This window comes from Novosphingobium decolorationis, assembly GCF_018417475.1.
Lineage (GTDB): Bacteria > Pseudomonadota > Alphaproteobacteria > Sphingomonadales > Sphingomonadaceae > Novosphingobium > Novosphingobium decolorationis.
Genome location: NZ_CP054856.1, coordinates 1,354,510 through 1,379,776 on the forward strand (window position 1 = coordinate 1,354,510; position 25,267 = coordinate 1,379,776).

The following is a 25,267-nucleotide window of genomic DNA, read 5'->3' on the forward strand; positions in this document are numbered from 1 at the left end:
GATTTTTGAGGTTCAGAATGCCTGATACAAGTACGATCCCTATCGGTTTTCTCAATGTCGTAGCTTCGCCACATCCACAAGGCATCTATCACAACGCGTTACAGCAAGCATCTCTCGAGCCCGTACAATACCGTGGACGAGACTGGGCGATCATCAAGCCTCCGTCGAAGAGCCAAAGCGACACTCAAATCTATGAAGGACAAATATGTGTTTGGACAGACGTCAACCCTGAAGAACCGTCAATTGACAAGACAACCTTTCAAGAAGAAATCGTCGGAGACAACCTAAAAAAAGTCTTCGAAAAACAGGGATTTAACAACAGGACATTTAGCTACGCACTAGACGAAAACACACATAAAATTGCCATTGAGCTCAAAAATGAACTAGGAAAAACGCTCTCGATACACTTGGCCGGAAAAATATTCCAAAAAGCGCTTGAGCGCTTGAACACTGGCGAAACCACCTATGAAGTAACGGTTCAACCCACAGAAGACGCGTTGAAAAATGTATTAGATCTGCATCGAATTGATAAAATTTCAATTTTACTCAAGAGACCAAACCCCGGCGATCACCGCGGCGACGATGCTGAACAAATTCTACGAGAACTCGACGATCAGAAATTAAAATCTGCAGTCTATCAATTCAATCGACAACCTGGAACGGATGGAATTAAGCTCAACAGTCGAAATCTGACCAGAGCTTCTGTCGCAGCCGAAAATGGCAATGTTCAAAGTTCAGGTCTCAATGAGAATGAACAAAAGGTCCACCGATCGACAAAAGAATATCCACTTGTAATACAAAAAATAATCGACAAAGCAACCAGCCATTTGATTGCAATCAGAGATGAGGTGAAACGTTTCCGTGCCACATAAGAACTCTTATCAGGGATACTGGAGCGTCTATGGCGGGCTGCATGCGCTATTTAAGTCTGCCTATTTTTGGGCCGCGATTGCAACCACATCTATGTGCTCGTCGATTTGGATGAGTGTCGATGGTAAAGCCGACCAATGGCGAAATTGCGTGACTTCTGGCGTCCCTTCCCTTCTTGGCTTCTCCTTGGGCGGGATGGCAATAATGCTATCTTTTTCGAGCGGGCGTTTTCTCGATGCGATCCGACAAAATGGCAAAAAAGACTCGTACTTAATGAAGATGGTCGCAAGCTTCTTCCATCTATCCATAGTACTATCATTCAGCCTGATCGCTCAAATTTTCCTGATGTTAGAAATGCCATACTGCTTGAAGGTAGCCACACAGTGCGTCGCCTTTTTTTCTTTTGTATATGGAATATTACTCGTCCCATCTACTGTTGCCAGTATTTGGCACACTGCACGTATATTTAATGCAGCCATCGAGAACGAAGAAACATAAATCTAGCCAAGTCTAATCATCAAGCCCATTTGCGAAGTCAGGAGAATCCAACAGTCCCCCGCCAACCTCCACGGCACACCTGCCCTCGACAGTTCGGGGAGCGCGAGGGCGATGGCCCTCGCATCCTTTCCCCTTCTGACTTCGTAAAATTGCGAAGTCCGGAAGTTCGTTAACTAAGTAAAGACCTCTAGCCCATAGATACCGCGGAGATGCGCCAAGGCGCAGGTTGTGGGCGATTAAGAGGGATTACAGGTGGTTCACAGGTTGCAGGAGGCTTTCGCGACCCTTGAGGGGGAGCGGGACTACACGCAGGGGCTTGCGGCATGGATTGCGGCGGGGGATCTGGATCGGGCCGAGGAGGTCTTGGCGGCCGACCTGGCCGCGCTCGACACCGATCTGGCGCGGCTGTGTCTGGCCACGCCGCGCGCGGCGGTGGAGATTTCGGGCTGGGCCGAGCTGGTCGATGCCGTGGACATGCACGAGGGCGCTCCGATCACCGCGCTCACCATCGGCCTGGCCAACGAGCTGGACGTCGCCTTCGAAAAGGACATCCCCCACGCGCCCGTCCTGCTCCACGGGCTCTACACCGACGAGGCCTTCGCCTTTTCGTCCACCTCGCCCGCAGAGCTGCGCGCCCTGTGCGCCGCCGACGAGGCCCCCTGGGCCGAGCGCGAGGAAGACATCGAGCTCTATCTGGAGATCGACGGCCTCACCGCGATCAACACCGCGCTGCTGCGCCACAAGCGCCGCTACTTCATCCGCGAGGACGCAGAAGGCGCCCCGGCCCCGCGCGCCTATGTCGAGGCCGTGCTCGCCGCCTGGCTGCGCGCGCTGCGCTTCCACCAGGCGGTCGCCACCGAAGTCGCCGTGCAGGGCCTGCCGGGTCGCGTCGCGGTGATCTCGGGCACGGTCGACATGGGCACCGAGGCGGCCATGGTCCACCTCGCAAAGGGCGCGCTGACCGACGACACTTTCGGCTCGCTCGCCGCCGTCAGCCTCCAGCGCAAGGTGCCCCTGCCCGCCTACGACCCCAACGCCACCGGCTCGGCCATCCGCCGCAAGGTCGTCGCCGCCGAAACCGAACTGGCTCCGCCGCCGCGGAAGCTCGGCTTCTTCGCGCGGCTGTTCGGACGGCGCTGAGGAAGCAGGAAGGAGAGATTCAAGGGGCCATCGCCCCTTGACCCCAAAACGGGCGACCTCACCTTCCTGGCGCCACGTGGCGCGCGGGACGAGAGCTCGACAGTTTGGGGAGCCCGAGGGCAATGGCCCTCGGAATCATCCCTCTGTTCGACCTCAGGCCTCCAGCAGGGGCTTGAGGTAGTGCCCGGTGAAGGAGCGTTCGTTCTTCACCACGTCCTCGGGCGTGCCCACGGCGACGATCTCGCCCCCGCGCACGCCGCCTTCGGGGCCCAGGTCGATCAGCCAGTCGGCGGTCTTGATGACATCGAGGTTGTGCTCGATGACGACCACCGAGTTGCCCTGCTCGACCAGTCGATGCAGCACTTCCAGCAGCTTGCGCACGTCCTCGAAGTGGAGGCCCGTGGTCGGCTCATCGAGGATATAGAGCGTCTGCCCGGTCGAGCGGCGCGCCAGTTCCTTGGCGAGCTTGACGCGCTGCGCCTCACCGCCCGAAAGCGTCGTCGCCTGCTGGCCGACCTTGATGTAGCCAAGCCCCACCTCGCACAGCATCTGCATCTTGTCGCGGATCGGCGGCACCGCCTTGAAGAACTCGACCGCATCCTCAATCGTCATGTCGAGCACGTCGGCGATCGAGTGGCCCTTGAACTTCACCTCCAGCGTCTCGCGGTTGTAGCGCTTGCCGTCGCATTCCTCGCAGGTGACGTAGACGTCGGGCAGGAAGTGCATCTCGATCTTGATGAGGCCATCGCCGTGGCACGCCTCGCAGCGCCCGCCCTTGACATTGAAGCTGAAGCGCCCGGGCTTGTAGCCGCGCGCTTCGGATTCCGGGAGCCCGGCAAACCAGTCGCGGATCTGGGTGAAGGCGCCGGTGTAGGTCGCCGGGTTGGAGCGCGGGGTGCGCCCGATCGGGGACTGGTCGATCTCGATCACCTTGTCGCAGGCTTCGAGCCCACGGATCGCATCGTGGGGCCCTGCGATCACGCGCGCGCCGTTCAAGGTACGGCTCGCGCCCGCCTGCAGCGTGTCGATGGTGAGCGAGGACTTGCCCGAACCCGAAACGCCGGTCACGCAGCAGAAGGTGCCCAGCGGAAACTCGGCGGTGACGCCCTTCAGGTTGTTCGCACGCGCGTTTTCGACCGTCACCGACTTGCCGTTGCCCTTGCGGCGCGTGGCCGGGACCTCGATCCTGCGTTCGCCGGTGAGGTACTGCGCGGTCAGGCTGCTCTTGCTCTTGAGCACCTGCTTCAAGGTGCCCTCGGCGACGATCTCGCCGCCGTGGACGCCCGCGCCGGGGCCCAGGTCTACCACGTAGTCCGCCGCGCGGATCGCGTCCTCGTCGTGCTCGACGACGATCACCGTGTTGCCCAGGTCCCGCAGACGCTTCAGGGTTTCGAGCAGGCGATCGTTGTCGCGCTGGTGCAGGCCGATGGAGGGCTCGTCCAGCACGTAGAGCACGCCCGAAAGCCCCGAACCGATCTGGCTGGCAAGGCGGATGCGCTGGCTCTCACCGCCCGAGAGCGTACCCGAAGTCCGGTCGAGGTTGAGGTAATCGAGCCCGACGTTGTTGAGGAAGCCGAGGCGCTCGTTGATTTCCTTCAGGATGGCCTTGGCGATCTGCGCCTGCTGGTCGGTGAGCTTGCCTTCGAGGCTTCCGAACCAGGCGAAGGCGTCCGCCACCGAAAGCCGCGCGGCATCGGCAATGTCGCTTTCCGCCAGACGCACGCACAGCGCTTCGGGCTTGAGACGCTTGCCGTCGCACACCTCGCAGGGCTGCGCGGTCTGGAAGCGCTGGAGCTCCTCGCGCATCAGCGCGCTGTCGGTCTGGACAAGGCGGCGGTTGAGGTTGCCGATCACGCCCTCGAAGGGCTTGGTGACGGTGTATTCCTTGCGCCCGTCCTTGAAGGTGAGCGGCACCGGCGAGCCGGCCGTGCCATAGAGGATGACGATGCGCACCTCGCTCGGCAGGTCCTGCCAGGGCGTGGTGAGATCGAAGCCGAAGTGGTTGGCCAGGCTGGCCAGCACCTGCATGTAGTAAGGGGACGGCGGGTTCGACTTGGCCCAGGGCACGAGCGCGCCCTGCTTGAGTGTCAGCCCCTCGTTGGGGACCACGAGCTGGGGGTCGAATTCCATCTTCTCGCCCAGACCGTCACAGGCCGGGCACGCGCCCTGCGGCGCGTTGAAGGAGAACAGGCGCGGCTCGATCTCTTCGATGGTGAAGCCCGAGACCGGACAGGCGAACTTTTCCGAAAAGACGATGCGGTTGGCCGGAAGCCCTGCGCCCTTCAGGTTCTTCTTGCCCTTGGCGCCCTTCGCGGCCTCGGCCTCGTCCTCACGCCCCGGCACCACGCCATCGGCAAGATCGACATAGGCAAGCCCCTCGGCCAGCTTGAGCGCCTGCTCGAAGCTGTCGGCCAGGCGCGTCTGGATACCGTCCTTGACCGCGATGCGGTCCACCACGACCTCGATGTCGTGCTTGTACTTCTTGTCGAGCGCGGGCGCGTCCTCGATGGGGTAAAGCTCGCCGTCGATGCGCACGCGGGTGAAGCCCGACTTCTGCCACTCGGCCAGTTCCTTGCGGTACTCGCCCTTGCGCCCGCGCACGACGGGGGCGAGCAGGTAGAGCCGCGTGCCCTCGGGCAGCTCCATCACCCGGTCGACCATGTTGGAGACGGTCTGCGCCTCGATGGGAAGGCCGGTCGCGGGCGAATAGGGCACACCCACGCGCGCCCAGAGCAGGCGCATGTAGTCCCAGATCTCGGTCACGGTGGCGACGGTCGAGCGCGGGTTGCGGCTCGTCGTCTTCTGCTCGATGGAAATGGCAGGGCTGAGGCCGTCGATGTGCTCCACATCGGGCTTCTGCATCATTTCAAGGAACTGGCGCGCGTAGGCCGAGAGGCTCTCGACGTAGCGGCGCTGGCCTTCGGCGTAGATCGTGTCGAAGGCGAGGCTCGACTTGCCCGACCCCGAAAGCCCGGTGATGACGATCAGCTTGTCGCGCGGCAGCGCGATATCGAAGCCCTTGAGGTTATGCTCGCGCGCACCGCGCACGGTGATGTGGGTCAGACTCATGGGGGCCTATGTTCCAGATTTGTTCGCGTCGTTCAAGCGTCCGGCGCGCAGATTGGCCCCCTAGATATGTCCGCGGGCCCCAAGCGCAATGCCTTGAGGGCCCTGCGGTTCCCCAGCGCATGGGGCATCGGGCCTGGAACGTGCCCGAGAACCCGAATACTGAGCACGGTTACCTAGAGGGCGGCAGGACGGCAAGACGACATTGTCCAGCAGTCCAACGGCTTCCCGCGAAGAAGGAAGTCCTTTTTCAAGGGGCCATCGCCCCTTGACCCCATAACGGGCGACCTCACCTTTCTCGCGCTACGTGGCGCGCAGGACGTGAGGTTGACGGTATGGGGAGCCCGAGGGCGATGGCCCTCGGACTGAATTTCTTTCTCTCCCGCCTCAGGCCAACCCGGCCTTCTCGACATGCGTTTCCACCCGCTGGTCCTTGTCCTTGCGCTCCGAGTAGCGGTCGACAAGTTGTTCGGCGTGGGGGCGCAGGAGGACGGTGAAGCGGACCAGCTCTTCCATGACATCGACGATGCGGTCGTAGTAGCTCGACGGGGTCATCCGGCCCGCCTCGTCGAACTCCTCGTAGGCCTTGGCGACCGAGGACTGGTTGGGGATGGTGAACATCCGCATCCAGCGGCCCAGAACGCGCAAGGTGTTGATCGAGTTGAACGATTGCGAGCCTGCGCTGACCTGCATGACGGCCAGCGCGCGCCCTTGCGTGGGGCGCAGGCCCTTGAACGCCAGCGGCAGGTGATCGATCTGCGTCTTCATGATGCCGGTGATCTGGCCGTGGCGCTCCGGGCTGCACCAGACCTGCGCTTCGGACCACAGCGCATGCTCGCGCAGTTCGTGGACGGCCGGGTGATCGTCCCCCGGCACCTGGTCGGGGAGCGGCAGGTCGCGGGGGTCGAAGATGCGCGTCTCGCAGCCGAAGTACTGCAGGAGGCGCGCCGCCTCCTCGACCGCAAGGCGCGAGTAGGAGCGTTCGCGCAGCGACCCGTAGAGGAGCAGGATGCGCGGCGGCGGGTCCAGTTCGCCCAGCCCCTGCGCGGGGCGCAGGTGCGCGTATTCGGGGCGCAGCGCGGGCAGGCTGTCAGGATCGGGAAGAGCGCGCAGGTAACGGTATTCGGACATGAAGGGCAAAGGCTCCATCGCTGGGACAGGCCGCATCGCAGCGAGGCTGCGGCGGCAACCCATCGGAAATACCCGATGCGATGCATCTGCGTCAAACGGCCCGACAGTAAGCCTTTGTAGATCGCCGAAGCAGGCAAAGAGAAGATTCCGAGGGCCATCGCCCTCGGGCTCCCCATACCATCGACCTCACCTTGCGCGCCCTCACCCCATCGCGGCGGCCAGCTTGGTGTGGTAGCCCAGCCGCGCGTAGGCGCCCCCGTTGTAGGCGCGCGCGAAGGCGCGGCAGTCGTCGGGATCGGTGGAGAGCGCGGCCATTTCGTCGTTCAACTCATTGTATTCGACATAATGGGCCAGCAGTTCGTAGTGCTTGAGCTCGGAGGCGACCGTGCTGAAGGCAAAGGCGAAGGGGCTCGCAAAGCCGAACTCGTCCCACCACTGCCCCAGCACCTGGAACTTGCCCCAGGAGCAGGCCATGAACGCGGCATCGACATCGCCGGTCACGATCGCGCCCGCCAGCTTGTCCCAGCTGCTTTCGCTGTAGCCGCCGTAGCGCGGGTTGCTGAAGGCCGTGACCGACCAGCGCCCGCCGGTGTACTTGTGGAACTTGTGCCGCTCGTAGAGGATCTTGGGGCGCCCCTGCCGGTCAAACCCGCCGCCCGAGGATTCCACCTGCGCCACCGCGCGCAGCTGTTTCACGCTGACGTGGAGGCGCTCGGCCAGCTCGGCCTCTTCCGCATCGGTGATGGCGGGCGCCTGGGTATTGGTGAAGGCGGTCAGCAGCGCCGCGCGCGACTTGGGGCCCCAGATCCCGTCGGGCTTGGCGCCCACGGCCGATTGCAGCTCGACAATGTTCATGACGATGTCTCCCGACGGCTCGACAGACCCTGAAAATGCGGGCCGAAGCGAAGTCGAGTCAAAGAATTTAAGATGACAAAAGCCGTAACGGCAGGCCGGGATCTTGAGATTTCAGGACAATTTACTGTGGAGGCGCGCGCCTCGGCCACCCGTGCCGGAGCTGCGCTGGATGGCGGCTCGCTTCGTCGCAAGGCCTTTGCAATCGTGTGCCCCTCGCGCCTAGCAAGGCCCAAGGGACATACCGGGACTTGAGGGATATTCGATGAGGGGTTTCACACGCGCCGCCGCGCTCGCCGCACTGGTCATTGCCGTCACCAGCGCGCCGACGCTCGCTGACGATCCGCGCGATCCCGGGATGCGCTCGCGCGCCGCGCGCGAGGCCGATGCCGCCGAGATCCGCCGCCTCAACCGCGAACAGGCCGCCTACGTCGCGCGCCGCGATGCCCGCTATGCGCAAGACTGGGACGACTGGGCTGCGGCCGAGGCCGACCGCCGCGACTATGCGGACTACAGTGCCCGCGCCTACAATGAAGACATGCAGGCCTACGAGGACGACCGCAGCCGTTATGCCCGCGCGCGGCAGGACTACGAGGCCGAGCGCGCCGCCTGGGAACGCGACGTGCGCGCCTGCCGCCAGGGCTACTACAGCCGCTGCGGGGGCTGACCGGGCAGCGACCGCCACCTTGCAGAAAGCCTATTTCCAAGGGGCCATCGCCCCTTGACCCCAAAACGGGCGGCCTCACCTTCCTAGCGCCACGTGGCGCGCGGGACGAGAGCTCGACAGTTTGGGGAGCCCGGGGGCAATGGCCCTCGGACGTATTCTTCTGCTTCTCCGGTTTGTTCACATACGTGGCTTCAGCGGCGGCGCCCTGTTCGCCCAGCCCCCGTAAATCTACGTAAAAGCAGGGCCTTGGCCGCGTTTCGTCGCGTCCTGAGGGCAGTCTGCACCAGCGCCCAATGAAACACTTTGTTTCACAGCAAGAGGGGCGTATAATCCAAAATTACCGCAGGGAGAGGTCGCCGCAATCATAAGTTGCGATAAACTCGATGAACTTCCCGATGCCCTGGCGACCCGCCAGACATCCCGATCACCGACTCGGTGCCTGATTGACGACCAGGCACGCACCGAAACGCAACGCCTTTCGTGAGAGCTTGCTGCCCAGTGACGCAGCCCGTCCCCCACGCCTGAAATTCGAACGCGAAACGGGCCGATTGCCCGGTGCGAACACCCTTGTCCGCACATGCCTCTACCTGCGTCCCGCGCGGCTCCCCATGGGCTGCGCACCGTAGAGGAGAAGTACCATGAACAGGCTTACCATTGCCGCCTGCACGCTCGGCTGCGTGCTGCTGGGAAGCGCCGCCTCGGCGTCCAACGAAGTGGTCGTGCAAAAGCACGTCTGGGAGGACCTACCGACGGTTGCCGTGCGTTACAGCGACCTTGACCTCGACAGCGCCAGCGGGCGCGACGCGCTCGACCTGCGCCTCGTGCGCGCGGTGAAGAGCGTGTGCGGCGCGCCGGACCTGCGCGAATTGCAGGAGATGGCGCAAATGCGCGACTGCCGCGTGACGTCGCTCGCCCGCGCCCACGCCGACCGCGACGCGCTGATGGACATGCGCATGGCCGCACGCGGCAACCCCGAACGCCTCGCCGCGCTCGACAGGGCCACGCTGCGCGTGGGGCAGTAGGGAGAAGAGGATTCAAGGGGCCATCGCCCCTTGGACCCCGGAATCGGCGACCTCGCCTTTCGCACGCCATGGTGCGCGCGGGAGGTGAGCCTGACAGTTCGGGGAGCCCGAGGGCGAGGACCCTCGGAGGATACTCTTTTGCCCTCAAGTGTCAGGATCACGGGCCCTGAAACGCGTCCTTCCCTGCCCCGATCCCGCACACACGAAGGGCAGGAACCGCACATCGGCGGTCCCTGCCCTTTGGTGTCTTCAGCGGACTGGCGTGCGGATCAGGCGGCGGCCTGGTGCTGCGCGTTGGCTTCGAGGTTGAGCAGGTCCGCCATCTCGAAGGCCAGTTCGATCGACTGCGCGCCGTTGAGGCGGGGATCGCAGTGCGTGTGGTAGCGATCGCCCAGCCGCTCGTCGGTGATGGCGATGGCGCCGCCCGTGCACTCGGTCACGTCCTGGCCGGTCATCTCGACATGGATGCCGCCCGCGTGCGTGCCTTCGGCGCGGTGCACCGCGAAGAAGCCGCGCACTTCGGAGAGGATGCGGTCGTAGGGGCGGGTCTTGAGGCCCGAATCGGTCTTGATGACGTTGCCGTGCATGGGATCGCACGACCACACCACCGGGTGCCCTTCGGCCTTCACCGCGCGCACCAGCTTGGGGAGCCCTGCCTCGACCTTCTCATGGCCGAAACGGCTGATGAGGGTCATGCGGCCCGGCTCGCGGTTGGGGTTGAGCGTGTCGAGCATCTTGAGGAGCGCGTCGGGCTCCAGGCTCGGACCACACTTCATGCCGATGGGGTTTTCGACACCGCGCAGGAACTCGACGTGGGCCGAGCCTTCAAAGCGGGTGCGGTCCCCGATCCACAGCATGTGCGCGGAGCAGTCGTACCAGCCGCCGGTCAGCGAATCGCGGCGGGTCAGGGCCTGCTCGTAGGGGAGCAGCAGCGCTTCGTGGCTGGTGTAGAACTGGGTGCCCTGCAGCTGCGGGACGGTCGTGGGATCGACGCCGCAGGCCGACATGAAGTCGAGCGCCTCGCCGATGCGGTCGGCCATCTGCGCGAACTTCTCACCCCAGGGGCTGCGGTCGATGTGCTCCATCGTCCACTTGTGGACCTGGCTGAGGTTGGCATAGCCGCCGGTCGCAAAGGCGCGCAGCAGGTTCAGCGTCGCGGCCGACTGGCCATAGGCCTGGACCATGCGTTCGGGATCGTTGCGGCGCGCCTGCGCATTGCCCTCGATGCCGTTGATGATGTCGCCGAAGTAGCTGGGCATCTCGACGCCATCGACCATCTCGGTCGGCGAGGAGCGCGGCTTGGCGAACTGCCCGGCCATGCGCCCGACCTTCACCACTGGCTGCTTGCTGGCGAAGGTGAGCACGACGGCCATCTGCAGCAGGACGCGGAAGGTGTCGCGGATGTTGTCGGGGTGGAACTCGGCGAAGCTCTCCGCGCAGTCTCCGCCCTGAAGCAGGAAACCGCGGCCCTCGGCCACTTCGGCGAGGTCCTTCTTCAGTTCGCGCGCTTCGCCTGCAAAGACCAGCGGCGGAAACTTTGCCAGGGTCGCCTCGACCTCGTTCAGCTTGGTCTCATCGCCATATACCGGAAGGTGGCGCGCTTCCTGCGCCTTCCAGCCATCCGGGGTCCAATTGCTTGCCACGTCGTTCACTCCTGAAATGCGGCCCTCTCCCGGGCCGCTCCTGCCGGGTCGCCACGGGCGCCCGGATACCTTGCACGAAGCCTCGGCAAGGCGGGCCCCATAGCCTCTGCCCGCAATTTTTGCAAAGAAGCTTTGCCCAAAACCGCTAATCGGTTGCGCGGCAGGGGTTTTTGAGAAAGCCCTGCCGCGTGGACATCGCGCGTTACTTTGCCGCGACCTTGCTCCCGCTGCCCTCTTCGGGGATCACCTCAAGCCGCCAGGAATTGCCTTCGCCCAGATACTTGGCGGCAAGCGCCTGCATCTCGGCCGGGGTGGTCCGGGTAAAGTCGATCAGCACCGAGCGCACCGAGCCGAAGCGCGAAGGATCGCGGCTCGCGCCTTCCAGCTGGTTCATGAAGAACGAGGTGCTCGACGCCGCGCGCGTCACCTGCTGGCGCAGCGGTTCGGTGACGCGGGCCAGTTCGTCGGCGGTCGGCGGGTTGGCGATGAGGTCCTGCGCGATCTCCTCGGCGGTCTGGTAGAACACGTCGACCGACTTGGGATCGACCTGCGCCACCGCCGTGATCGCCCCGCCCGCCTGGAGATCGACCGGCCAGGTCGAATAGACATAGGGCGAATAGGCCACGCCCAGCTTCTCGCGCACCGCATCGATCAGGCGGTTGGTGAAGAGCTGGGTGAGGATTTCCAGCTGGCGCGATTCGCGGATTTCCAGGGTGCCCCCGCCGGTCGGCCAGGAGAGCACGGCGGCGGCCTGGTCGGGATCGCCATGGTGGTGCAGGACAACCGGCTTCGTGCTGGGCTGCGCGGCCGCGATATCGGGCGCACTCGCGGTGCTGCGCGCGTCCTCGCGCGGCTTGAGAGCGCCAAAGGTCTTCTCCAGCGCGGCAATCGCGGCCGCCTTGTCGAAGTCCCCGTAGATCTGCACTTCCACCGGCCCTTCGGCGAGCGCCTTGGACCACACGCGCTTGAAGCCCTCGGGGGTCGCCTTGTCGATCTCGGCGGGCGTGGGCGTGGCAAAGCGCGCGTCCTTGCCGTGCTGGTAGTAGTCCAGATCACGGCTGAGGATGCCCTGCGGCGAGGTGGCGAAGGTGTCGTACTGGATCTTGGCCGCAGCCTTGGCGCGGCGCAGCGGGTTCTCGTCCCAGCGCGGCAGGTCGAGCTTGGCCGCGAAGAGATAGAGCTGGTCTTCCAGATCCTGCGGGCGCGTCTCGGCCTTGAGCTGGAAGGCGGCGTCATCGACCGTGAACTCGAAGCCCATCTTGCGGCCCGTCGAGATCACGTCGAGATCGTCGAGCCCCAGCGTTGCCAGCCCCGATCCCACCAGCGCGTATTCGCCCAGCGTCAGGTAGGGCGCGTCTTCCGGCGCGATCGAGCGCGTGCCGCCCCCGAAGCGCACCTTGGCGACCACGCGGCCCGGCTCCTCGGCGACCGGCCAGAGCAGCGCCTTCACGCCATTGGCAAAGGTCAGCTCCTCGATGTCGAGAAGGCCAGTGGGCTGGTCGGCGATAGGGGCCGCCGGCGTGCCGATGGCGGGCAGCGTGTCGAACGAGACCGGCTCGGCGTTGGTGACCCGGCGCGCGGTGGCGTCGGGCTCGACCGGCGCGATCAGCGCGTCGCGCAGCGCCGTGGCGGTGACCTTGCCCTCCTCCTGCGTGGTGAAGAGCGCGCGCGTCACGGTGCCCGCGAAGAGGCCACGGGTGTGGTCGAGCACGGCCTGCGGGGTGAACAATGCGCGCGATTCGCGGAAGATGCGCAGCACGTCCTTGGGCGAGGCGACCGTCTCGCGGATGTCGAGCGCGTTGACCAGATCATCGGCCAGCTGGGAGCCGGGCAGGATACGCTCCTGCTCGACCGGGACCTGGAAGGCGACGTCAAGCTCGGCCACCTCGCGGTCGATCTCGGCCTGCGTGGGCGCGCGGGTCATGGCATCGGCAATCACGCCGCGCACGTCCTCCAGCGCCTCCTTCCAGTCATCGCCCAGCGGCGTGACCGACATGAAGGTGACGTCGGCGCTGCGCGAGATCTTGTCGGTGTTGACCGAGGCCGAAAGGAAGCTGCCCCCGGCGCGCGCGCGGGTCTCGAGGCGCCGGTTGATGATCGCCTGGGCAATCGCGTCGGTCATCAGCCCCTGGTTGTAGGGGATGTTGTCGACGACCTGGTTCCAGGGCCGCAGCGTTGCGACAAGCAGCGAGGGCGGCAGGTCGGGCTCGACCAGCACGCGGGTCTCGCCCACGGGCGCGAGTTCGCGGTTGTTGCCCGCAAAGCCCTTGGGCGCGGCGGGTTCGCCAAAGCTGGGAGGCGTGGCCTTCGCACCCTTGGCCTGCCAGTCGCCGAACCATTTGCGCACGTAGCTTTCCAGCATCGCCGGGTCGGCATCGCCCGCGACGATCACGGTCACGTTATCGGGCCGGTACCAGCGCTTGTAGAAGGCGCGCACGCTCTCCTGCGTCGCGGCGTTGAGCGTCTCGAGCGTGCCGATGGGCTGGCGTTCGGCGAGCGGCTGGCCCTGGTAGAGCGTCTCCTGCATCGCGTTCTGGACGCGCAGGGCCGCGCCGCCGCGCTCGCGCATCTCGGCCAGCACGATCGGGCGGTCCTGCTTGAGGTTGTCGGCCGAAAGCGTGGGCGCGGTGACCATGCCCGACATCAGCTTGAAGGTCTCGTCGAGCGAGGTGGGCGTCGCGTTGGGCAGGTCGAGCTTGAACACGGTCTGCGTCGCCGAGGTCACCGCGTTGGTGTCGGTCCCGAAGGTCGCGCCCAGCCGCTGGAAGGCGGCGATGGCCTGGCCCGAAGGGATGTACTTCGACTGGCGGAACAGCATGTGTTCGAGAAGGTGCGCATAGCCGCGCTCGGCGTCGGTCTCATAGAGCGAGCCGGCATCCACCCGCACGCGGATCGAGACCTGCCCCGGCGGCACGCCGTTCTTGCGCACCGCATAGCGCAGGCCGTTGTCCATCTCGCCGAAGTGCCAGGCCTTGTCGTGCGGGATGTTGCTGCCGCGGTAGAGCCAGGGGTCCTCCTCGTTCGTCTGCAGCACCGGCGCGGGAGGAGCGGCCTCGGCCGGCGCGGGGGCGTCCGTGGACGGGGGCGATGCGTCCTGCGCAGCGGCGGACGGGACCGGGACCTGCAGAAGGAAGGCAAGACAGGCGAGCGAACTGGCGGCGCGCGAAATAGTGGTCATTGCCAAGGCTATAGGATGCGGGCGGATTAAGGGCCAGTGAATAGAGCGCCGCGCACACCTGCTTCGCTCATGCACAAATATCACCTTTAACCTTTATAACCGGCAACTTGGTTGAGATCGGCCGCAATCTGCGCCGCTGTCAGCCCCGGACAAAACGTCCCGCACCCGCCCCATGACTTGATTAAAAGCCCCAAAAGCCTAAATCGCGGGCATCATGTTTATTGAAACCGAAACGACTCCCAACCCCGCCACGCTCAAGTTCCTGCCTGGTCGGGAAGTCATGGCCGACGGCACGCGCGAGTTTACCTCGCCCGAGGACGCGGCCGCCTCGCCGCTCGCCGAAGCGCTGTTTGACCTGGGCGACGTCACCGGCGTCTTCTTCGGCCACGGCTTCATTTCGGTCACCGCGGCGCCCGGCGTCGAGTGGCCCGGCCTCAAGCCGCAGGTCGTCTCGATCCTGCTCGACCACTTCGTTTCCGAGGCCCCGCTGTTCCGCCAGAGCGGCAACGGCATCGCCGTCCCGCCCGAGAGCGAGGACGCGGACCTGGGCGACGATCCGGCCGATGCGGACATCATCGCGCAGATCAAGGACCTGATCGAGACCCGCGTGCGCCCGGCGGTGGCCAACGACGGCGGCGACATCGTCTACCGGGGCTTCCGCGAAGGCGTGGTCTACCTCTCGATGCAGGGCGCCTGCTCGGGCTGCCCTTCCTCGAGCGCGACGCTCAAGCACGGCATCGAAAGCCTGCTCAAGCACTACGTGCCCGAAGTCAGCGAGGTGCGCGCGGCCTGATCGGCCGCCCCTTTTCACGACCTCTCCCCGACAACAGCAAAGTCAGCCCGCCCGCGTGTCGCCCTCGCCCTCACCGTCCCCCGCCGTCCCTCCGGCCCGAACCCTCGTCATCGACAGCGCCACGGCGGCCTGTTCGGTGGCCCTTCTGGAGGGCAATACGCTGATCGGCGGGACGTTTCGCGTGCTCGGGCGCGGCCACGCCGAGGCGCTGGTGCCGATGATCGCGCAGCTGCCCGAACGCGGCAAGGCCGACCGCATCGCGGTGGCGCTGGGCCCGGGCAGCTTTACCGGCGTGCGCGTGGGCCTTGCCGCCGCGCGCGCCCTGGCGCTCGCCTGGGGGGCCGAGATCGTGGGCTATCCCACCCTTGCGCTGGTCGCGGCGATGGCGCGCGAGGCCTTCGGTGAAGGCCAGGTGGATGTCGCCATGACCGGCGGACACGGCGAATGGTTCGTCGAGAGCTTCGATGCGGCGGGCGCCAGCACGGCGCCGCTCGCCTCGCTCAAACCGGACGCCGCCGCGCAGGCCCTCACCGCCCAGCGCGTCACTGGCAACGAGGCCGAAGCGCTCGTCGCCGCGCGCGGCCACGGCACGGCCCAGCCCCTGCTCCCCGATGCCCGCGCTTTCGCCGCGCTTCCCACGGCCCACCTCACGCCCGACATCAGCCCGCTGTATGGCCGCGCGCCCGATGCGCGCTTGCCCGGCGGCACGTTGCCCGGCTAGTCTGCGCACTCTTGAACACAAGTAGTCCCCGCCAGCAGGATCCCATGACCGAAGACCTCGACAAGTTGATGGAAGTCATGACCGCGGCCTTCGACCCTCTATACGGGGAAGCCTGGACCCGGCGCCAAGTCGAAGACGCGTTACTTTTTGGACATACGTACTACAGCCTTGTCGATGCCTGTGGGAATCCCCCCGAGGCAGAGACCCCCGCGGTCGGTTTCACGCTCTCGCGCCACGGCTTCGACGAAGAAGAACTTCTCCTCCTGGCCGTAATTCCGCAGGAACGCGGGAAAGGTCTCGGCAAGACTCTTCTCGAATTACTTAGTAATTCCGCTAAACACCGCGGTGCGCAACGGCTGTTGCTGGAAATGCGAAAGGGAAACCCTGCCGAATCCCTTTACAGCGCATTCGGATTCTACCAGATCGGCGAACGCCCCGACTACTACCGCTTATTGTCGGGAGAGCGCGTCAACGCGATTACATTTGCGCGCGATCTCTGAGTTTAAATTGGGCAGATTCAAGGTTTCCATCCATTTTGGCAGCGCGAAGTCCAAAACAACTTACGATACTACTTGAAACATTGGCTCGTTTGAGCCATTGCATCTCTCGGCAAGTCACAGATGTGTCGGCCAACGAATGAATGCCTCAAGGTCGCTATAGAGGAAAATATAATGGAAACTGTTCAGCCCGACATGAGCGAAACGCTCATCACCCTCACTTCCGACATTGTTGCCGCGCACGTCAGCAACAACAGCGTTACGGTCGATGATCTCCCCTCGCTGATCAACAATGTTTACGGCGCACTTGCCGGTCTCGGCGGCACCACGGCCGTGGAAGAAGAAAAGCCCGAGCCCGCCGTTTCGGTTCGCGCCTCGATCAAGCCCGACTACATCGTCTGCCTTGAAGACGGCAAGAAGCTCAAGATGCTCAAGCGCCACCTGATGACGCACTACAACATGACCCCGGAAGAGTACCGCGCGCGCTGGAACCTGCCCGCCGACTACCCGATGGTCGCCCCCAACTACGCCGAAAAGCGTCGCGAACTCGCGAAGAAGATCGGCCTGGGCCGCAAGCCCAACGCCCGCCGTGGCCGCAAGCCCAAGGCGGTGGCTGCCTGATAGGCGCCCGCACCGGAAAAGAGGGTACGCCTGAACCTTGCTCCCCCCACCTCGCCCGGCCCGACCTTACCGGGCGAGAACAGTGCAAACGTTCGCCGTCCCCCTTTCCCCTTTCCCGATTCTTTTGGTATCGGGACGACACCGGCCCTCTGTGGCCGGTGTTTCCTTTTGCATAAGACAGGTCAGACGTGAGCCAGCCCATCGACATTGAAGCCCTTTGCGCCGAGCGTGGCCTGCGGATTACCGAACAGCGGCGCGTGATCGCCAAGGTTCTGTCCGAGAGCACCGACCACCCCGACGTCGAGAAGCTGCACGAACGCGCCACCGCGATCGATCCGGGCATCTCGATCGCCACGGTCTACCGCACCGTGCGCCTGTTCGAGGAAGCCGGCATTCTCGACCGCCACGACTTTGGTGACGGACGCGCCCGCTACGAGGCCGCTCCCGAAGCCCACCACGATCACATGATCGACGTCGAGACCGGCGCCGTGGTCGAATTCGTCGACCCCGAACTGGAAGCTCTCCAGAAGCAGATCGCCGAGAAGCTGGGCTTCCGCCTCGTCGATCACCGCATGGAACTGTTCGGCGTCAAGCTCGACCGTGACGAGGGCTGATACCCCAGCCCTTGCCCCCTTTTCCCGCGCGTGCCGGTCACCCCGGCCAGCCGCGCGGCCCGGGCCGTTGAGCCCGTGACCTCCCCCGCACACGACACCGAGCCGGGCGCCCCCTGGCCCCGTCCGCCCTTGCTGGGCTGGCCGCTGATCGCCCTGCGTATCGGCGCGCTTCTCGTCAGCCTGATCCTTGCGGTGGCCGCCTATTATGTCTTCGCGCTGTTCACGCGGCACAATCCCGCGCCGCCCCTCTTCCTGCGCACGCTGGGCGCCATCGCGGGCCTGCGCCTGCGCGTGAAGGGCACCTTGCCGGGCCGGGGCAAGACCGCGATCTTCCTCTCCAACCATATGTCATGGCTGGATATTCCCGCTCTTGCCGGAACTACGGGCTGCGCCTTCGTCGCCCACGACGGCCTCTCCGTCTTTGCCCCCCTGCGGCGCCTGTGCGAGATGAACGACACCGTCTTCATCGCCCGCCACGACCGCCGCTCGGTCGCGCAGCAGGCCGACCAGGTGCGCACCGCCCTTGCCGAAACCGGCAGCCTCACCCTCTTCCCCGAAGGCACGACGAGCGACGGGCGCGGCCTGCTCCCGTTCAAGTCCTCACTGCTCTCCCCGCTCGAAAGCGACCTGGCCCACGTCGCGATCCACCCGGTCTGGCTCGACTACGGCCCGCAGCCCGAAAAGGTCGCCTGGGTGGGAGACGAACCGGGCCTGGGCAACGCGCTGCGCATCCTCGCGCGCACACGCCCGATCCCGGTGACCGTCCACATCCTGCCCGCCCTGACGCGCGAGGAACGCACCAGCCGCAAGACCATCGCGCAGGCGGCGCGGGCGCGCATCGCGGCGGTGAGTGGGAAATTGGCGTAAAGAAGAAGAGATTTCCGAGGGCCATCGCCCTCGGGCTCCCCAAACTGTCGAGCGCAGGCGTGCCGGGCCGCGTGGCTTGAGGGTGATAGGGGAATGCGGATTGAGGGGCTTTGCCCCTCCATTTACTCCGCCACCCTCACGCTTCATACGCTCCGATCAAGGCACGAACTGCCTTGGACGGTTCCGGGGTCAAGGGGTAATAACCCCTTGAATAACTATCTTCTTCTTCCACAAAAAAGGGCGCCGCCGACCTTCGTCGCCGCGCCCTTTTTCGAAAACCGACTGCGCTCAGCGCGTGGCGTTGTAGGCGATCTGATCGTCGTTGAGCTGGAAGCCGACGAGCACCTCGAAGGTCGCGCGGGTCACGGCCGCACGCACGGTCGGATCGGCGAGCGGGTCGAGCGCGGCGTCCTGGTCGCCCGGGCGGCGCTTGGCGGTGATCCGCTGGCGGACTTCGGCGGGCAGCGTGGCCGCGCCGCGGTCGATGAAGGCCGAACCGTTGGCGGTGGCCTCGGCGCGCGCTTCGCCGTCGGCAAAGTCCAGCGTGACCTGGCCGATTCGCTTGCTCACCACCGAGTTGCCACCCTGCAGGACGGTGACGAAGTACGGCAGCGTCACGCGGCGTGCGCCGTTCGTGTCGCTGCGCTGGGCGCGCACGACGAAGTTGACCTGGCTGGTCACCTTGTCGGTGCCCTCGCCGCACTGCGCGCGCACCTGCGTCATCGTCGCGGTGACGTCGATGTTGTCGGCGGTCTTGGCGCCTCCGGGCCCGAAAAGCGTGATGTCGCCCGTGTAATCGGGGATCCCGACGGCCGGGCAGGCGCTGCGCACGGCGGTGATCCCGACCCCCGAGTTCAGAACGATCTCACCTTCCGACTTGCAGCCGCTGAGGGCCGTCGCGGCCGCGGCGGAGAACAGGACTGTGGCGGTCAGGCGGCGTGCATTCATCATGACATCCCTTGAGTGGCGTGCGCTTGCCCTAGCGATGCAAGCGGCAAAGCGCTAGAGGGCGCAGTATGAACGCGCCCTTTCCATCCCCGGCCGAGTCCGCGCCCGCCTCTTGCGAAGCTGCGTCGACCAAGGCCCCGCTCCGTCTCTTCATTGCCGCCCCGCGCGGCTTCTGCGCCGGTGTCGACCGTGCCATCGAGATCGTCGAGCGGGCGATCGAGAAATACGGCCCGCCCGTCTACGTGCGCCACGAGATCGTCCACAACCGCTTCGTGGTCGATGGCCTGAAGGCCAAGGGCGCGATCTTCGTGGAGGAACTCGACGAGGTGCCCGACGGGGTTCCGGTGATCTTCTCCGCGCACGGCGTGCCCAAGTCGGTGCCCGCAGCGGCCACCGAGCGCGGCCTCGACTGGCTTGATGCGACCTGCCCGCTGGTCTCCAAGGTCCACCGCCAGGCCGAGCGCCAGATCGCGGACGGGCGCCACATCCTGTTCATCGGCCACGCCGGCCACCCCGAGGTGATCGGCACCTTCGGCCAGGTCCCCGAGGGCGGCATGACGCTCGTCGAGACGGTCGAGGACGTCGCCGCGCTGGACTTTCCGGCCGACGCGGAGCTGGCCTACCTCTCGCAGACCACCCTCTCGGTGGATGACACCGCCGCGATCATCGCCGCGATCCAGGCGCGCTATCCGAAGGTGGCAGCCCCCAAGGCCGAGGACATCTGCTATGCGACCTCGAACCGGCAGGCCGCGGTCAAGCGCGTGGCACCCGACTGCCAGCTGATGTTCGTGATCGGCGCACCCAACAGTTCGAACTCGCTGCGCCTGGCCGAAGTCGCCCAGCGGTCGGGCGCCTGCGCGCAGCTCATCCAGCGCGCCAGCGACATCGACCCCGCCTGGCTGGAGGGTGTCGATACGGTGGGCCTGACCGCCGGGGCCTCGGCGCCCGAATCGCTGGTCAACGAAGTGATCGCGCGCCTCAAGGAACTGCGCGATGTCAGCCAGCAGGAATTCGTCACCGCCACCGAGACGATCAGCTTCAAGCTGCCCAAGCAGCTGACCACCTGATCCGCCTGAAAAGCCAAAGAGCATAAAGACATGGCCGTTTACACACGAATCGGCGCGGAAGACATGGCCGCGATCGTCGATGCCTTCGACGTGGGCACCCTGCTTTCCGCCAAGGGCATCGCCGAGGGCGTTTCGAACAGCAACTGGCTGCTGGAGGCCCAGCGCGGCGAGGACGAGCCGCGCCGCTACATCCTTACGATGTACGAGGAGCGCACCGACGTCGAGGACCTGCCCTTCTTCCTCGACCTGCTCGACCACCTCGCCGCCAACGATTGCCCGGTGCCGCGCACGATCCATGACCGCGAGGGCGCCAGCCACCGTTTCCACGAAGGCAAGGCGCTCGCCCTGATCGAGTTCCTGCCCGGCGTCTCGGTGAGCGAACCCACCCCGGGCCAGGCCCGTTCGGTGGGCGCGGCGCTCGCCAAGGTGCACCTCGCCGCCGCCAGCTTCCCGCAGCGGCGCACCAACACCATGGGCCTTGCCCGGTGGAACCAGCTTCTGACCGACTGCGGCGAGGAAGGCCTCAACCTCATCCATCCCGAGCTGGCCCGCATCGTCAAGCGCGAGCTGACCAGCCTGACCCTGGGCTGGCCGCTCGGCCTGCCCGAGGGCGTGGTCCACGCCGACCTCTTCCCGGACAACGTGCTGATGCTGGGCGAGGAGGTGACCGGCCTCATCGACTTCTACTTCGCCTGCACCGACATCCTGGCCTACGACGTCGCCGTGACCCACGCGGCCTGGTGCTTCAGCGACGACGGCACGCGCTTCGATCCCGAGATCTCGCGCGCGCTCCTGGAAGGTTACGAAAGTGTGCGTCCGCTCTCGGACGAGGAACGCGCCGCGCTCCCGCTGCTGGCCCGCGCCGCTGCGATGCGCTTCCTGTCGACGCGCGCCTACGACTGGATGAACACCCCCGAGGACGCGCTCGTCACTCCCAAGGACCCGCTCGCCTTCGCGCGGCGGCTCGACTTCTACGCGAGCGCGGAAAACCGCGACCTCTTCGCGAAGGAAGCCTGAGGCGATGAAGAAAATCGAGATCTTCACCGACGGCGCCTGCAAGGGCAATCCCGGCCCCGGTGGCTGGGGCGCGCTCCTGCGCATGGGCGAGCACGAGAAGGAAATGTCGGGCTCGGAAGCCCAGACGACCAACAACCGCATGGAGATGACCGCGGTCATCAAGGCGCTCGAAGTGCTCAACCAGCCCTGCGAGATCGTCCTGTGCACCGACAGCAAGTACGTCATCGACGGGATCACCAAGTGGGTCCATGGCTGGCAGAAGAAGGGCTGGGTCAACGCCTCGCGCCAGCCCGTCGCCAACGCCGAACTCTGGCGCGAGATGCTCGCCGCGACCAAGCCGCACAAGATCACCTGGCAGTGGGTGCGCGGGCACAATGGACATGCGGAAAACGAACGCGTCGACCAGCTCGCCAGCGACGCGGCCAAATCGGTGGCCTGAGCGCCCCCGGGACAGGCGGCCTCCCACGTCGCCACGGCGAGCGATTGCACGCGCTGAAATTTGATTGCGCAAAACGCAACGAAGCACAGAGTCGGCCCCCGCGATCCCCGGATTCGCGGGGGCCTTGCGTATCCCGCCCCGCTTTCGGGCCCTGTTGCCCGCACGACACGAAATTTCTTTGGCCTCTCTCGAAGACGCGAGGCCCGCGCTCCGCCTCCGATATGCCGCAAGTGCGAAGGTTTTCGCTGCATTTGCGAAATTGCAAGTCACTCGTGCGCTCTATGCAACTGCACCCACCTTCTAAGGGCGCCCCGATCGGCCCATAATCAGCGGCATGGTGAAGCTGATCACATCGCATGTGCAGAACGAACTGCGCGAACTGACCCGTCCGGGCCCCCGCATGGCCGACGAGATTGCCTGCGTGCTCTCGGTCATGCTGGCCATCGTGCTCGCGCAGCTTGCCGATGCGCGCATGGTCAACTGGGCGGCGGTGTCCGCGCTGGTGCTTCTGAAGAGCGACACCCTGGAAACGCTGCTGCGCGGCGCGATGCGCATGGTCGGCACGCTGGCGGGCGGCGCGCTCGCGCTGATGCTGGCGCCGCTGGCCCTGCACTCGCTGGTGGTCGCCGTGCTGAGCGCTGGCCTCGTCGGCGGCATGGGCCTTTACGGCATGCTGACGGGTCGCCGCGCCTACGCCTGGTTCCTGTTCGGCCTGACCTTCGAGATCGTCCTGCTCGACAAGCTCGCCAATCCTGACCTTGCCACCTTCGAGCTCGCCTTCACCCGCGTCATCGAAGTGGGCGCGGGCACGCTGGCCTGCGTCGTGGTCAGCCTGGGCGCCGCGCTCATCTCGGGCAAGGACTGGCTCGCCAACCGCAAGGCGCGCCCGGAGCGCATGCGCTGGAACGCGACCGCCGCGCGCCACGCCGCGCAGACCGGCATCGCGCTCGCCGCCCTGCCCCTCCTCTACCACTTCGTGAAGGTGCCCGAACTGACCCAGGCCGCGATCACCATCATGGCGGTGATGATCGTGCCGGTCGCCGGGCTTGGCCAGAGCGGGCTCGTCCCCGTCAGCCGCCGCCTCCTGCACCGCGCCATCGGCTGCGTCGCGGCCGGGCTCCTCGCCATCGGCCTCCTGGTCCTTGCGCATGGCAATGTCGCGGTGATCATCGCGGGCACCTGCTTCGGCCTGTTCCTGGGCCGTCACCTGGAAACGGGCGGCAAGGCGACGCAGTACGTGGGCCTGCAATTCTCGATTGCACTCCTCACCGCGCTCGTCCCCGACAGCTACAGCCAGATCGAGGCCGGGGTCGCGATGGAGCGCCTGCTCGGCATTGCTGTGGGCATGGCCATGCTCGAGCCCGCGCTGCTGTCCTGGCACTTCATCGCCAAGCGCCTGCACAGCGCGGCGGCCGAAAAGGCCAAGGCCACGGCGTCCGCCGCCGCAGCCTGACCTCTCAGCTAAAACGCAAGGGGCTGTAGGGCGCCGGATCGACCGCGCCCGCAGCCTCGCCCAGCAGCAGCCGCGCGGCGAGATCCGCGCCTGCAGGGGCGGTCTGGATGCCAAAGCCGCCCTGCCCTGCGCACCAGAAGAAGCCCTCCACCTCCGTATCGAAGCCGTAGACCGGCAGACGGTCGGGCGCGAAGGAGCGCAAGCCCGCCCAGCGGTGCTCGACGCGCGCGATGCGCCAGTCCACCACCTTCTCGAAGCGGTCGATGGCCAGCGCGATGTCCAGCTCTTCGGGCGCGGCATCGCACGGGGCGCTGGGCGTCTCGTCATGCGGGCTCAGCCACAGGCGCCCGTTCTCGGGCTTGAAGTAGAAGCCGCCGGCAATGTCGAGGACAAGCGGCAGGTCCTCGGGCACGGGCGCGTCCAGCACGAGCTGGGCAATGGTGCGGCGAAGCGGGGTAATGCCGAGCGCTCGCGCCCCGGCCATCTGCGCCACGCTGTCCGCCCAGGCGCCCGCCGCGTTGACAAGGATGCCCGCCTCCAGCGTAGCGCCGTCGGCCAGATCCAGACGCCAGCCTCCCTGCTCCCGGCGCGCGGCGCGCAAGGACGCCCGGCACCGGATCGGCGTGCCCGCCTGGCGCGCGGCGGCCAGATAATGCTGGTGCAGGCGCGCCACGTCGATGTCGCAGGTCGTGGGCTCGAGCGCGCCGTGCGTCCACGCGGGCCTGAGGCCCGGGATGCGGCGCGCGATCTCGGCGCGGTCCAGCTCCTCCACCTCGACGTCCATCGCGCGGAAGGTCTGCGCGAAGGCGGCGACCTCGCCCGCCTGATCGGCGCGGCCGATGGTGAGGCCATGGCGCGCAGTGAGAACACCCAGGTCATGAAGCGCCGGGCCCGATGCGGCGGTCAGCGGCTGTACGCCCGGCCCGCCATAGCTCTCCACCCAGAACGCGGCCGAGCGGCCGGTGGCATGGTAGCCGGGCGCATCCTCGCCCTCCACGAGGCAGACACTGGCGCCCCCACGGGCGGCGAGCGCGGCGGCCAGCGAGGCGCCGGCCATCCCCGCGCCGATGACGGCAATATCAAACTTCTGGGACATAGGGCTCAGCCCCTAGCCGGTGCGACCCGGTCCAGGAAAGCCTCGATTTCGGCAAGTGCATGTGCGCGCACCGGATCGGCCTCGCGCAGGATCTCGTGCGCGCAGCCCTCGTCGTAGGCGACAAGCTCGCCCGCCGGCAGGCGCCCGGCTGCGCTGCGGATGGCGGGCCAGGAGACCAGGCCGTCGCGGCGCGTGGCGAGGATCTGCACAGGCACGCGCACCTTTTCGAGCACGCCGCGCCGCTCCAGCGCGCGGATCGAGGCGATGGCCGCGCCAATCCAGCCCCAGCTCGCCGGGCCCATGACGAGGCCGGGGCGTTGCTGGTACCACCACTGCTCGTCGGCGTAGCGCGCCGCGTCGTGGGTGAGGAGGTGCTGGCGCGCGCGCTTGACCAGTTCGGGCCGCTCGCTCCCGCTCCAGGCCCGCGCCGTTCGCCCGCGCACCGCACATATCGCCTTGGCGACAGGGGCCAGCAGGGCATTGGGCGCCCAGGTCGGATGGAGCCCCAGCATCGGCGCGGAAAGGACCACGGCGGCGGGTGCAATGCGCTTTTCCGCGACCGCGCGCAGGACCAGGTTGCCGCCCATCGAATGGCCGACGGCGACATGGGGGCCGGGCTGCGGCGCGACGAACGCGTCCCAGATCCCGGCGTAGTCGGCAAGCCAGGTCGCGAAGTCGTCGATATGGCCGGTCGTCGCATCGCCGCCCAGGCGTCCGCTGAGGCCCTGTCCGCGCCAGTCCGCCGAGACTACCGACCAGCCCGAATCGGCCCAATCATTGAGCGATTCGAGCCACTTCTCGTAGCAGTCGCCCCGTCCGGGCATGAACAGGATCGCGCCGCGACGGCGCCAGGACGCGCCGCGCGCGGGAACCTCGAGAACGCGGATTTCCCAGCCATCCGCGGCCGTCCAACGCGATTCGCGCGCATCGGCCGGGACTTCGCGCCGAACCCGTGCGGCTGCGTCCGTCGCGTCAATCGAGTGGCTAATGGGGACCTCGGGCAGGTAATTACGTTTTGGTAAGTGATGACCGCTAGACGGGACCCTCCACAGGGGGGACTTCGATGC

General features: G+C 66.0%; 23 protein-coding genes. 15 read left to right on the forward strand and 8 right to left on the reverse strand.

All coding sequences use genetic code 11. The features are described 5' to 3' along the window. The first annotated feature begins 17 nt into the window (after positions 1–17). The 3 genes from HT578_RS06125 to HT578_RS06135 all read left to right on the forward strand — a co-directional run bounded on the left by HT578_RS06125 (position 18) and on the right by HT578_RS06135 (position 2,508). On the forward strand, positions 18–872 hold the full coding sequence (locus HT578_RS06125; RefSeq protein WP_213502729.1) for a DUF4747 family protein: 855 nt from the start codon (positions 18–20) through the stop codon (positions 870–872). Next, positions 862–1,368 carry a hypothetical protein gene (locus HT578_RS06130; protein ID WP_213502731.1) on the forward strand — a complete coding sequence of 169 codons (507 nt, stop codon included), beginning with the start codon at positions 862–864 and terminating at the stop codon, positions 1,366–1,368. Before HT578_RS06125 ends, HT578_RS06130 begins: the two co-directional genes overlap by 11 nt. A 252-nt stretch (positions 1,369–1,620) precedes the next feature. Then, entirely contained in the window at positions 1,621–2,508 is an 888-nt protein-coding gene (locus tag HT578_RS06135; RefSeq protein ID WP_213502733.1) for a hypothetical protein, read from the forward strand. Positions 2,509–2,661: 153 nt separating this feature from the next. Here HT578_RS06135 and uvrA read toward each other — a convergent pair whose 3' ends face one another. From uvrA to HT578_RS06150, 3 genes are all read right to left on the reverse strand, one after another. Continuing rightward, the gene (gene uvrA, locus HT578_RS06140) at positions 2,662–5,577 is read right to left on the reverse strand and encodes an excinuclease ABC subunit UvrA (RefSeq protein WP_213502743.1); all 2,916 of its coding nucleotides are present in this window, start codon (positions 5,575–5,577) and stop codon (positions 2,662–2,664) included. Positions 5,578–5,961: 384 nt separating this feature from the next. Next, positions 5,962–6,705 carry an arsenical resistance protein ArsH gene (arsH, locus tag HT578_RS06145; protein ID WP_213502746.1) on the reverse strand — a complete coding sequence of 248 codons (744 nt, stop codon included), beginning with the start codon at positions 6,703–6,705 and terminating at the stop codon, positions 5,962–5,964. Positions 6,706–6,906: 201 nt separating this feature from the next. After that, positions 6,907–7,560, reverse strand: coding sequence for an N-acetylmuramidase domain-containing protein (locus HT578_RS06150; protein WP_039392535.1), 654 nt, complete (start codon positions 7,558–7,560; stop codon positions 6,907–6,909). A 262-nt stretch (positions 7,561–7,822) separates the two neighbouring features. On the opposite strand from HT578_RS06150, the gene HT578_RS06155 reads away from it, so the two are divergent. Then, a complete protein-coding gene (locus tag HT578_RS06155; protein WP_213502748.1) occupies positions 7,823–8,224 on the forward strand; it encodes a hypothetical protein in 402 nt (133 codons plus the stop codon). 638 nt (positions 8,225–8,862) lie between these two features. After that, a complete protein-coding gene (locus tag HT578_RS06160; RefSeq protein ID WP_052322393.1) occupies positions 8,863–9,246 on the forward strand; it encodes a UrcA family protein in 384 nt (127 codons plus the stop codon). 269 nt (positions 9,247–9,515) lie between these two features. On the opposite strand, the gene HT578_RS06165 is transcribed toward HT578_RS06160, so the two are convergent. After that, positions 9,516–10,889: a class II 3-deoxy-7-phosphoheptulonate synthase gene (locus tag HT578_RS06165; RefSeq protein WP_039394846.1), complete on the reverse strand. Its 1,374-nt coding sequence runs from the start codon at positions 10,887–10,889 to the stop codon at positions 9,516–9,518. Between the two features lie 202 nt (positions 10,890–11,091). Continuing rightward, entirely contained in the window at positions 11,092–14,067 is a 2,976-nt protein-coding gene (locus HT578_RS06170) for a M16 family metallopeptidase (protein WP_213502750.1), read from the reverse strand. A 214-nt stretch (positions 14,068–14,281) separates the two neighbouring features. On the opposite strand from HT578_RS06170, the gene HT578_RS06175 reads away from it, so the two are divergent. The 6 genes from HT578_RS06175 to HT578_RS06200 all read left to right on the forward strand — a co-directional run bounded on the left by HT578_RS06175 (position 14,282) and on the right by HT578_RS06200 (position 18,180). Beyond that, positions 14,282–14,860: a NifU family protein gene (locus HT578_RS06175; protein ID WP_213502752.1), complete on the forward strand. Its 579-nt coding sequence runs from the start codon at positions 14,282–14,284 to the stop codon at positions 14,858–14,860. A 55-nt stretch (positions 14,861–14,915) separates the two neighbouring features. Beyond that, complete coding sequence (tsaB, locus tag HT578_RS06180) at positions 14,916–15,581, forward strand: tRNA (adenosine(37)-N6)-threonylcarbamoyltransferase complex dimerization subunit type 1 TsaB (RefSeq protein ID WP_213502754.1); 666 nt, start codon at positions 14,916–14,918, stop codon at positions 15,579–15,581. A 44-nt stretch (positions 15,582–15,625) separates the two neighbouring features. Next, entirely contained in the window at positions 15,626–16,081 is a 456-nt protein-coding gene (locus HT578_RS06185) for a GNAT family N-acetyltransferase (RefSeq protein WP_213502756.1), read from the forward strand. Positions 16,082–16,252: 171 nt separating this feature from the next. Beyond that, complete coding sequence (locus HT578_RS06190; RefSeq protein ID WP_039392527.1) at positions 16,253–16,699, forward strand: Ros/MucR family transcriptional regulator; 447 nt, start codon at positions 16,253–16,255, stop codon at positions 16,697–16,699. A gap of 188 nt (positions 16,700–16,887) precedes the next feature. Then, the gene (locus tag HT578_RS06195; protein ID WP_148625438.1) at positions 16,888–17,313 is read left to right on the forward strand and encodes a Fur family transcriptional regulator; all 426 of its coding nucleotides are present in this window, start codon (positions 16,888–16,890) and stop codon (positions 17,311–17,313) included. 75 nt (positions 17,314–17,388) lie between these two features. Further along, entirely contained in the window at positions 17,389–18,180 is a 792-nt protein-coding gene (locus HT578_RS06200) for a lysophospholipid acyltransferase family protein (protein ID WP_239026521.1), read from the forward strand. 288 nt (positions 18,181–18,468) lie between these two features. Here HT578_RS06200 and HT578_RS06205 read toward each other — a convergent pair whose 3' ends face one another. Further along, the gene (locus HT578_RS06205) at positions 18,469–19,128 is read right to left on the reverse strand and encodes a hypothetical protein (RefSeq protein ID WP_213504116.1); all 660 of its coding nucleotides are present in this window, start codon (positions 19,126–19,128) and stop codon (positions 18,469–18,471) included. A 68-nt stretch (positions 19,129–19,196) separates the two neighbouring features. Here HT578_RS06205 and ispH point away from each other — a divergent pair, with 68 nt between their 5' ends. The 4 genes from ispH to HT578_RS06225 all read left to right on the forward strand — a co-directional run bounded on the left by ispH (position 19,197) and on the right by HT578_RS06225 (position 23,104). Beyond that, positions 19,197–20,195: a 4-hydroxy-3-methylbut-2-enyl diphosphate reductase gene (gene ispH / locus HT578_RS06210; RefSeq protein ID WP_039392526.1), complete on the forward strand. Its 999-nt coding sequence runs from the start codon at positions 19,197–19,199 to the stop codon at positions 20,193–20,195. A 30-nt stretch (positions 20,196–20,225) separates the two neighbouring features. Beyond that, entirely contained in the window at positions 20,226–21,212 is a 987-nt protein-coding gene (gene thrB, locus HT578_RS06215; protein ID WP_213502758.1) for a homoserine kinase, read from the forward strand. A 4-nt stretch (positions 21,213–21,216) separates the two neighbouring features. Then, positions 21,217–21,651, forward strand: coding sequence for a ribonuclease HI (rnhA, locus tag HT578_RS06220; RefSeq protein ID WP_039392524.1), 435 nt, complete (start codon positions 21,217–21,219; stop codon positions 21,649–21,651). A 334-nt stretch (positions 21,652–21,985) separates the two neighbouring features. Continuing rightward, positions 21,986–23,104: an FUSC family protein gene (locus tag HT578_RS06225; protein ID WP_239026522.1), complete on the forward strand. Its 1,119-nt coding sequence runs from the start codon at positions 21,986–21,988 to the stop codon at positions 23,102–23,104. A 4-nt stretch (positions 23,105–23,108) separates the two neighbouring features. Here HT578_RS06225 and HT578_RS06230 read toward each other — a convergent pair whose 3' ends face one another. Together HT578_RS06230 and HT578_RS06235 are read right to left on the reverse strand one after the other, a co-directional pair. Continuing rightward, positions 23,109–24,200 carry an NAD(P)/FAD-dependent oxidoreductase gene (locus tag HT578_RS06230; RefSeq protein WP_213502760.1) on the reverse strand — a complete coding sequence of 364 codons (1,092 nt, stop codon included), beginning with the start codon at positions 24,198–24,200 and terminating at the stop codon, positions 23,109–23,111. A 5-nt stretch (positions 24,201–24,205) separates the two neighbouring features. Next, positions 24,206–25,204 carry an alpha/beta fold hydrolase gene (locus tag HT578_RS06235; RefSeq protein WP_338422183.1) on the reverse strand — a complete coding sequence of 333 codons (999 nt, stop codon included), beginning with the start codon at positions 25,202–25,204 and terminating at the stop codon, positions 24,206–24,208. Positions 25,205–25,267 lie beyond the last annotated feature (63 nt).

Bases quoted from the DNA above. Each gene is read 5' to 3' on its own strand.
- HT578_RS06125 (WP_213502729.1), top strand. From the start codon at position 18: ATGCCTGATACAAGTACGATCCCTATCGGTTTTCTCAATGTCGTAGCT.
- uvrA (WP_213502743.1), bottom strand. From the start codon at position 5,577: ATGAGTCTGACCCACATCACCGTGCGCGGTGCGCGCGAGCATAACCTC.
- arsH (WP_213502746.1), bottom strand. From the start codon at position 6,705: ATGTCCGAATACCGTTACCTGCGCGCTCTTCCCGATCCTGACAGCCTG.
- HT578_RS06150 (WP_039392535.1), bottom strand. From the start codon at position 7,560: ATGAACATTGTCGAGCTGCAATCGGCCGTGGGCGCCAAGCCCGACGGG.
- HT578_RS06155 (WP_213502748.1), top strand. From the start codon at position 7,823: ATGAGGGGTTTCACACGCGCCGCCGCGCTCGCCGCACTGGTCATTGCC.
- HT578_RS06160 (WP_052322393.1), top strand. From the start codon at position 8,863: ATGAACAGGCTTACCATTGCCGCCTGCACGCTCGGCTGCGTGCTGCTG.
- HT578_RS06170 (WP_213502750.1), bottom strand. From the start codon at position 14,067: ATGACCACTATTTCGCGCGCCGCCAGTTCGCTCGCCTGTCTTGCCTTC.
- HT578_RS06175 (WP_213502752.1), top strand. From the start codon at position 14,282: ATGTTTATTGAAACCGAAACGACTCCCAACCCCGCCACGCTCAAGTTC.
- HT578_RS06185 (WP_213502756.1), top strand. From the start codon at position 15,626: ATGACCGAAGACCTCGACAAGTTGATGGAAGTCATGACCGCGGCCTTC.
- HT578_RS06190 (WP_039392527.1), top strand. From the start codon at position 16,253: ATGGAAACTGTTCAGCCCGACATGAGCGAAACGCTCATCACCCTCACT.
- HT578_RS06205 (WP_213504116.1), bottom strand. From the start codon at position 19,128: ATGAATGCACGCCGCCTGACCGCCACAGTCCTGTTCTCCGCCGCGGCC.
- ispH (WP_039392526.1), top strand. From the start codon at position 19,197: ATGAACGCGCCCTTTCCATCCCCGGCCGAGTCCGCGCCCGCCTCTTGC.
- thrB (WP_213502758.1), top strand. From the start codon at position 20,226: ATGGCCGTTTACACACGAATCGGCGCGGAAGACATGGCCGCGATCGTC.
- rnhA (WP_039392524.1), top strand. From the start codon at position 21,217: ATGAAGAAAATCGAGATCTTCACCGACGGCGCCTGCAAGGGCAATCCC.
- HT578_RS06225 (WP_239026522.1), top strand. From the start codon at position 21,986: ATGGTGAAGCTGATCACATCGCATGTGCAGAACGAACTGCGCGAACTG.
- HT578_RS06230 (WP_213502760.1), bottom strand. From the start codon at position 24,200: ATGTCCCAGAAGTTTGATATTGCCGTCATCGGCGCGGGGATGGCCGGC.